Annotated in this window: 3 protein-coding genes and 1 pseudogene; 3 read left to right on the top strand and 1 reads right to left on the bottom strand. The window is 65.7% G+C overall.

What is annotated here, in order from left to right; translation table 11 throughout:
• Positions 1-436: 436 nt before the first annotated feature.
• Entirely contained in the window at positions 437-1,153 is a 717-nt protein-coding gene (locus IC66_RS0131750; protein ID WP_038950347.1) for a DUF599 domain-containing protein, read from the bottom strand.
• Between the two features lie 146 nt (positions 1,154-1,299).
• Here IC66_RS0131750 and IC66_RS0131745 point away from each other — a divergent pair, with 146 nt between their 5' ends.
• From IC66_RS0131745 to IC66_RS0131735, 3 genes and pseudogenes are all read left to right on the top strand, one after another.
• Entirely contained in the window at positions 1,300-1,962 is a 663-nt protein-coding gene (locus IC66_RS0131745; RefSeq protein ID WP_028143984.1) for a glutathione S-transferase family protein, read from the top strand.
• Between the two features lie 305 nt (positions 1,963-2,267).
• A complete protein-coding gene (locus tag IC66_RS0131740; protein WP_018321158.1) occupies positions 2,268-2,471 on the top strand; it encodes a hypothetical protein in 204 nt (67 codons plus the stop codon).
• A 157-nt stretch (positions 2,472-2,628) separates the two neighbouring features.
• Positions 2,629-2,942: pseudogene (locus IC66_RS0131735) on the top strand (hypothetical protein); the annotation flags it as partial.

Here is a 2,942-nt window from a genome sequence, read left to right as displayed (position 1 = left end):
CGAGCTGGCACCCGGCCTTCCCTGCGCCCTCTTGGCTAATGAGGGTACGAGATGAAGCAAAGCTCGGGCGAAACGCGCCGCGAGAATGCGAAGGCGTGTCTGCGAGCTGAGCTGCGTGCCACAAACTCGATCTCGCAGGGTGGGCAAAGCGGAAGCGTGCCCACGCCTTGTTGCTTATGGAGAGAGATCGTGGGCACGGCGCTATGCGCCTTTGCCCACTCTACGGCACTGCCGCTGGGATGCGCACTGGCGCATTGTAATGACGGTGGAGAGCGCGCGCGCCACTCACCGCTCTCGTGCCCCGGACGCGGCGCAGCACGAAGTGGTGCGCTGCAGAGCCGGGGCCCATCCATCCGCATCGCGCCGTGTTGCCCTGGGTCCCGGCTCTGCGCCGCAACACTCGCGCGTTGCAGCTTGTCCGGGACACGGGAGCGCCTCAATGACCGCGCTTCATCGCCTCATCGCCATCCGCCACCTCCGGCGCCATCGCGGCCCACGCGCTCGATGCGAATTGCCGGCGCCAGGTCACGACCACCACGGCCGCCGTGGTCACGAACAGCAGCCAGGGGCTGACGAACCAGCCGAGATAGCCGAGCGCGAAGAAGAAGGCGCGCTGGCCGCGGTTGAAGTGGCGGCCGGCAGATTCGAACAGGCGCGTGGTGCGGATGACATGGGCCTCCGCCTCCGGCGTGTCGCGCCGCTCGGCCGGGGGCATGCCGCCGAACAGGATCGCGACATAGTTGAACAGGCGATAGGACCAGGCGAATTTGAAGAAGGCGTAGACGCAGATCAGCACGAGGCCGACGCATTTCAGCTCCCACATCGCCGGCGACGTGCTGAGGTCGATCGGCAGCTTGCTCAGAATGGTGATCGCATCGTTGGTGGCGTGCAGCAGCGCCAGCGCGCCGCCGAGCGCGATCAGGCTGGTCGAGGCGAAGAAAGCGGTTCCGTTCTGCAGCGAGGCCATGATCTGCATGTCGACCATGCGCGTCTCGCGGTCGAGCAGCCGGCGCACCCAGACCTCGCGATAGCGGTTCATGCGCGCCGACAGGCTGTCGCGGCCGTAGGCCGAATGCTCCAGCGTCAGGGCATAGACCAGCCATTCGATGATGAAGAAGCCGACCGCGGCGATGTCGACCCAGTGCCTGCTCATGTCTGTCTCATGTCCGTCTCTTGTCCGTCTCTTGGCGAGGACCGCAACGATTGCCACGCATGACGGGGCGCAGCAACGATTGATTGGCGGCAGGGGATGGCGTTAAAAGCGGCTCGCCCTAGGACGTCTCGGGAAGGACTGATGACATGGCTGCGCTGAAACTCGCGATCGGTAACAAGAACTACTCGTCATGGTCGATGCGGCCATGGCTCGCGCTTCGCGCCAACGACATCCCGTTCGTGGAGACGCTGATCCCGCTCTACACCGACAATCCCGCGGACAAGGAGCAGATCCTGTCCTTCAGCCGTGCCGGCAAGGTGCCGGTGCTGGTCGACGGTGATGTCACGGTGTGGGATTCGCTCGCCATCATCGAATACATCGCCGAGCGCTATCCGGAAGTGAAGCTGTGGCCCGACGACGTCGCCGCGCGCGCGCATGCCCGATCGGTGTGCGCCGAGATGCATTCCGGCTTCGTGCCCCTGCGCAACGAATGCGGCATGAACCTGCACCGGCCGGTCCGGCCCTTGGCGCTGTCGGCCGACGCCAAGGCCAACGTCGCGCGCATCGAGGAGATCTGGCGCGAGTGCCGCACGCGCTACGGTGCCAAGGGTCCGTTCCTGTTCGGCCGCTTCGGTGCGGCCGATGCGATGTACGCGCCGGTGGTGCATCGCCTGCGCACCTACGCGATCGACGTCGCGCCGGACACCAAGGCCTACATGGAGACGATGATGGCGCTGCCGGCGTTCCAGGAATGGACCCGCGACGGGCTGGCCGAAACCCTTGTCATCGAGAAGTTCGAAGACGCCTGACCGGTCGGTCCGAGCGAGGCCGCTGGCTGTGTGCCGGCCGGCGGCGCTCACGTTCCGGACATTGACCGGGGCCATATGCCAATCGGGCTGCGACCGGCCCTGCGACATGCCGCCTGAACATGCGGCCCCGGCGGTATCATCGACCTGTCGGTTCCATCCCTATCATTCTGAAAAGATTGCAGGATTTACACGTTTGCCATGGTGGCATGGCGCTGGCCAAAACGGCTGGCCGCGTGCTATACAGCGCTGGGTTTCTGGCCGGCCGTCGCAGTGGGACCATGGGCGAGGCAGGCGTTGTTTGAGTGATGGAGAGGGTGTTGAAGCACAAATTCCCGATTGGAACGCGCGTATTGTTCACGGCCAGCAACGTCGCGCGCCCTGCTGCCAGCGGCTCGTACGAGGTCATCCGCCTGCTGCCGACCGACGGCGACGACTGCCAGTACCGGATCAAAAGCTCGACCGAAGCCTTCGAACGTGTCGCCAAGGAAAGCCAGCTCGCGCTGTCCTGAAGACCGACGCTCCCGCGCATTCGCGCCCCCTGCGGAATTGTGTCCTGCCGCCGTCAAAAGGCCCGCTTCACCTTCCCAAGGTGGGCCTGGGGGCAGTTGCCGACTCGCGGTGCTCGCTTGACCATTCGCTCTCTGCTCGCGTGAGGGGACGTCGCGCATGAACTGGGCATGGGCCACTTCGCTCGACCAAATCTGGCGCTCGCCGGCCTTTCCGATGTGGATGACGCTGGCGGCTGCCGGATTCTTCGGATTGATCCTGCTGATCACGCTGCTGCGCGCCGACAGGTCGGTCGCCAACGGCGCGCTGACCGTGATCACGCTGCTGTCCATCGCGATCGCCGGAGCTGCCACCGTGCGCGTCTATGGACCGGCGGGGCAGGACGCTCCGACCGAAGCGCGCGCGCAAGGTGCCGTCATCGCGAGCCTGCCGGCGCTGTCCTGTCTCGACGATCTCGCCGGCGATGCGGTCGC

Source organism: Bradyrhizobium genomosp. III (assembly GCF_000261705.1).
Lineage (GTDB): Bacteria > Pseudomonadota > Alphaproteobacteria > Rhizobiales > Xanthobacteraceae > Bradyrhizobium > Bradyrhizobium ottawaense.
The sequence above is the reverse complement of the archived record's forward strand: the minus strand, read 5'-3'. Positions and strand labels throughout refer to the sequence as shown.